Genomic DNA, 5,509 nt, shown 5'->3' on the forward strand with positions numbered 1-5,509 from the left:
CAGCGGTGAAAAAGGTGGTTGACAGCAAGTTGTAACGCTGTAGAATTCGCCTCCCGCTGACATGAGACGCCAAGTCGAACGAAGCGCAAGTGGTTGAAGTTGATAAGGAAACTTTGAAAACTTCTGAAAATAACCGCTTGACAGATTGAGACGCTGCTGTAGAATGCGCGCCTCGGTTGAGACGAAAAGCTCTTAACCAACCGCTCTTTAACAATTGAATCAAGCAATTCGTGTGGGTGCTTGTGCTGTAAGACTGAAGTCAACTGATTATCAGCATCGCAAGTTACTCCACGAGAAATCATGGTTTAACCAACGATTGCTGAGCCAAGTTTATAAGGTTTTCTCAAAACCTAATTGCAGTATTGAACTGAAGAGTTTGATCATGGCTCAGATTGAACGCTGGCGGCAGGCCTAACACATGCAAGTCGAGCGGATGAAGGGAGCTTGCTCCCTGATTCAGCGGCGGACGGGTGAGTAATGCCTAGGAATCTGCCTGGTAGTGGGGGACAACGTTTCGAAAGGAACGCTAATACCGCATACGTCCTACGGGAGAAAGTGGGGGATCTTCGGACCTCACGCTATCAGATGAGCCTAGGTCGGATTAGCTAGTTGGTGAGGTAATGGCTCACCAAGGCGACGATCCGTAACTGGTCTGAGAGGATGATCAGTCACACTGGAACTGAGACACGGTCCAGACTCCTACGGGAGGCAGCAGTGGGGAATATTGGACAATGGGCGAAAGCCTGATCCAGCCATGCCGCGTGTGTGAAGAAGGTCTTCGGATTGTAAAGCACTTTAAGTTGGGAGGAAGGGTTGCTGATTAATACTCTGCAATTTTGACGTTACCGACAGAATAAGCACCGGCTAACTCTGTGCCAGCAGCCGCGGTAATACAGAGGGTGCAAGCGTTAATCGGAATTACTGGGCGTAAAGCGCGCGTAGGTGGTTTGTTAAGTTGAATGTGAAATCCCCGGGCTCAACCTGGGAACTGCATCCAAAACTGGCAAGCTAGAGTAGGGCAGAGGGTGGTGGAATTTCCTGTGTAGCGGTGAAATGCGTAGATATAGGAAGGAACACCAGTGGCGAAGGCGACCACCTGGGCTCATACTGACACTGAGGTGCGAAAGCGTGGGGAGCAAACAGGATTAGATACCCTGGTAGTCCACGCCGTAAACGATGTCAACTAGCCGTTGGAATCCTTGAGATTTTAGTGGCGCAGCTAACGCATTAAGTTGACCGCCTGGGGAGTACGGCCGCAAGGTTAAAACTCAAATGAATTGACGGGGGCCCGCACAAGCGGTGGAGCATGTGGTTTAATTCGAAGCAACGCGAAGAACCTTACCAGGCCTTGACATCCAGTGAACTTACCAGAGATGGTTTGGTGCCTTCGGGAACACTGAGACAGGTGCTGCATGGCTGTCGTCAGCTCGTGTCGTGAGATGTTGGGTTAAGTCCCGTAACGAGCGCAACCCTTGTCCTTAGTTACCAGCACGTTAAGGTGGGCACTCTAAGGAGACTGCCGGTGACAAACCGGAGGAAGGTGGGGATGACGTCAAGTCATCATGGCCCTTACGGCCTGGGCTACACACGTGCTACAATGGTCGGTACAAAGGGTTGCCAAGCCGCGAGGTGGAGCTAATCCCATAAAACCGATCGTAGTCCGGATCGCAGTCTGCAACTCGACTGCGTGAAGTCGGAATCGCTAGTAATCGCGAATCAGAATGTCGCGGTGAATACGTTCCCGGGCCTTGTACACACCGCCCGTCACACCATGGGAGTGGGTTGCACCAGAAGTAGCTAGTCTAACCTTCGGGGGGACGGTTACCACGGTGTGATTCATGACTGGGGTGAAGTCGTAACAAGGTAGCCGTAGGGGAACCTGCGGCTGGATCACCTCCTTAATCGAAGACTCAGCTTCTTCACAAGTTCCCACACGAATTGCTTGATTCATTGAAGAAGACGATTGGGTCTGTAGCTCAGTTGGTTAGAGCGCACCCCTGATAAGGGTGAGGTCGGCAGTTCGAATCTGCCCAGACCCACCAATTACCGGTGCACCCTGTAGCGATACGGGGCCATAGCTCAGCTGGGAGAGCGCCTGCCTTGCACGCAGGAGGTCAGCGGTTCGATCCCGCTTGGCTCCACCATACCGGTTTTCGGTGGTACAGACAGTTGTCATGCTAAAGCTTAGAAATGAGCATTTCCTTCGGATGAAGGCTGAATGTTGATTTCTGATCTTTGTCAGAATCGTTCTTTAAAAATTCGGGTATGTGATAGAAAGATAGACTGGGCACCTCTTTCACTGGTGCGTGTCCAGGCTAAGGTAAAGTTTGTGAAATGCAAACTTTCGGCGAATGTCGTCTTCACAGTATAACCAGATTGCTTGGGGTTATATGGTCAAGTGAAGAAGCGCATACGGTGGATGCCTTGGCAGTCAGAGGCGATGAAAGACGTGGTAGCCTGCGAAAAGCTTCGGGGAGTCGGCAAACAGACTGTGATCCGGAGATGTCTGAATGGGGGAACCCAACCATCACAAGATGGTTACCTTGCACTGAATACATAGGTGCATGGAGCGAACCAGGGGAACTGAAACATCTAAGTACCCTGAGGAAAAGAAATCAACCGAGATTCCCTTAGTAGTGGCGAGCGAACGGGGACCAGCCCTTAAGTTGATTTGAGATTAGCGGAACGCTCTGGAAAGTGCGGCCATAGTGGGTGATAGCCCTGTACGCGAAAATCTCTTGTCAATGAAATCGAGTAGGACGGGGCACGAGAAACCTTGTCTGAACATGGGGGGACCATCCTCCAAGGCTAAATACTACTGACTGACCGATAGTGAACCAGTACCGTGAGGGAAAGGCGAAAAGAACCGCGGAGAGCGGAGTGAAATAGATCCTGAAACCGTATGCGTACAAGCAGTGGGAGCCCACATTGTTGGGTGACTGCGTACCTTTTGTATAATGGGTCAGCGACTTATTTTCAGTGGCGAGCTTAACCGAATAGGGGAGGCGTAGCGAAAGCGAGTCTTAATAGGGCGTCTAGTCGCTGGGAATAGACCCGAAACCGGGCGATCTATCCATGGGCAGGTTGAAGGTTAGGTAACACTGACTGGAGGACCGAACCGACTACCGTTGAAAAGTTAGCGGATGACCTGTGGATCGGAGTGAAAGGCTAATCAAGCTCGGAGATAGCTGGTTCTCCTCGAAAGCTATTTAGGTAGCGCCTCATGTATCACTGTAGGGGGTAGAGCACTGTTTCGGCTAGGGGGTCATCCCGACTTACCAAACCGATGCAAACTCCGAATACCTACAAGTGCCGAGCATGGGAGACACACGGCGGGTGCTAACGTCCGTCGTGAAAAGGGAAACAACCCAGACCGTCAGCTAAGGTCCCAAAGTCATGGTTAAGTGGGAAACGATGTGGGAAGGCTTAGACAGCTAGGAGGTTGGCTTAGAAGCAGCCACCCTTTAAAGAAAGCGTAATAGCTCACTAGTCGAGTCGGCCTGCGCGGAAGATGTAACGGGGCTCAAACCATGCACCGAAGCTACGGGTATCACCTTTGGTGATGCGGTAGAGGAGCGTTCTGTAAGCCTGTGAAGGTGAGTTGAGAAGCTTGCTGGAGGTATCAGAAGTGCGAATGCTGACATGAGTAACGACAATGGGTGTGAAAAACACCCACGCCGAAAGACCAAGGTTTCCTGCGCAACGTTAATCGACGCAGGGTTAGTCGGTCCCTAAGGCGAGGCTGAAAAGCGTAGTCGATGGAAAACAGGTTAATATTCCTGTACTTCTGGTTATTGCGATGGAGGGACGGAGAAGGCTAGGCCAGCCTGGCGTTGGTTGTCCAGGTTTAAGGTGGTAGGCTGAGATCTTAGGTAAATCCGGGATCTTAAGGCCGAGAGCTGATGACGAGTGTTCTTTAGAACACGAAGTGGTTGATGCCATGCTTCCAAGAAAAGCTTCTAAGCTTCAGGTAACCAGGAACCGTACCCCAAACCGACACAGGTGGTTGGGTAGAGAATACCAAGGCGCTTGAGAGAACTCGGGTGAAGGAACTAGGCAAAATGGCACCGTAACTTCGGGAGAAGGTGCGCCGGTGAGGGTGAAGGACTTGCTCCGTAAGCCCATGCCGGTCGAAGATACCAGGCCGCTGCGACTGTTTATTAAAAACACAGCACTCTGCAAACACGAAAGTGGACGTATAGGGTGTGACGCCTGCCCGGTGCCGGAAGGTTAATTGATGGGGTTAGCTAACGCGAAGCTCTTGATCGAAGCCCCGGTAAACGGCGGCCGTAACTATAACGGTCCTAAGGTAGCGAAATTCCTTGTCGGGTAAGTTCCGACCTGCACGAATGGCGTAACGATGGCGGCGCTGTCTCCACCCGAGACTCAGTGAAATTGAAATCGCTGTGAAGATGCAGTGTATCCGCGGCTAGACGGAAAGACCCCGTGAACCTTTACTATAGCTTTGCACTGGACTTTGAATTTGCTTGTGTAGGATAGGTGGGAGGCTTTGAAGCGTGAACGCCAGTTTGCGTGGAGCCATCCTTGAAATACCACCCTGGCAACTTTGAGGTTCTAACTCAGGTCCGTTATCCGGATCGAGGACAGTGTATGGTGGGTAGTTTGACTGGGGCGGTCTCCTCCTAAAGAGTAACGGAGGAGTACGAAGGTGCGCTCAGACCGGTCGGAAATCGGTCGTAGAGTATAAAGGCAAAAGCGCGCTTGACTGCGAGACAGACACGTCGAGCAGGTACGAAAGTAGGTCTTAGTGATCCGGTGGTTCTGTATGGAAGGGCCATCGCTCAACGGATAAAAGGTACTCCGGGGATAACAGGCTGATACCGCCCAAGAGTTCATATCGACGGCGGTGTTTGGCACCTCGATGTCGGCTCATCACATCCTGGGGCTGAAGCCGGTCCCAAGGGTATGGCTGTTCGCCATTTAAAGTGGTACGCGAGCTGGGTTTAGAACGTCGTGAGACAGTTCGGTCCCTATCTGCCGTGGACGTTTGAGATTTGAGAGGGGCTGCTCCTAGTACGAGAGGACCGGAGTGGACGAACCTCTGGTGTTCCGGTTGTCACGCCAGTGGCATTGCCGGGTAGCTATGTTCGGAAAAGATAACCGCTGAAAGCATCTAAGCGGGAAACTTGCCTCAAGATGAGATCTCACTGGAACCTTGAGTTCCCTGAAGGGCCGTCGAAGACTACGACGTTGATAGGTTGGGTGTGTAAGCGCTGTGAGGCGTTGAGCTAACCAATACTAATTGCCCGTGAGGCTTGACCATATAACACCCAAGCAATCTGCGACCCGAGAGGGCATCAGATTGCGGTGACTGTGAAGACGACAGCAACCGAAAGTTTGCAGCACAGACGAACGACCTGATCACATACCTGATTTGCTGAGGCGAGGCCGCTGGCCACGACTTGGTACCCGAATTTCTTGACGACCATAGAACATTGGAACCACCTGATCCCATCCCGAACTCAGAAGTGAAACGATGTATCGCCGA

At 51.8% G+C, this 5,509-nt stretch carries 2 tRNA genes and 3 rRNA genes; all 5 read left to right on the forward strand.

The features are described 5' to 3' along the window. The first annotated feature begins 364 nt into the window (after positions 1-364). Positions 365-1,901 (forward strand): 16S ribosomal RNA (locus ACWKWE_RS29140). A 64-nt stretch (positions 1,902-1,965) separates the two neighbouring features. Next, positions 1,966-2,042, forward strand: a tRNA-Ile gene (locus ACWKWE_RS29145). Positions 2,043-2,068: 26 nt separating this feature from the next. Continuing rightward, a tRNA-Ala gene (locus tag ACWKWE_RS29150) sits at positions 2,069-2,144 on the forward strand. Between the two features lie 248 nt (positions 2,145-2,392). Beyond that, positions 2,393-5,284, forward strand: a 23S ribosomal RNA gene (locus ACWKWE_RS29155). 154 nt (positions 5,285-5,438) lie between these two features. Continuing rightward, a 5S ribosomal RNA gene (gene rrf / locus ACWKWE_RS29160) occupies positions 5,439-5,509 on the forward strand; the annotation flags it as partial.

The organism is Pseudomonas salicis, assembly GCF_057128705.1.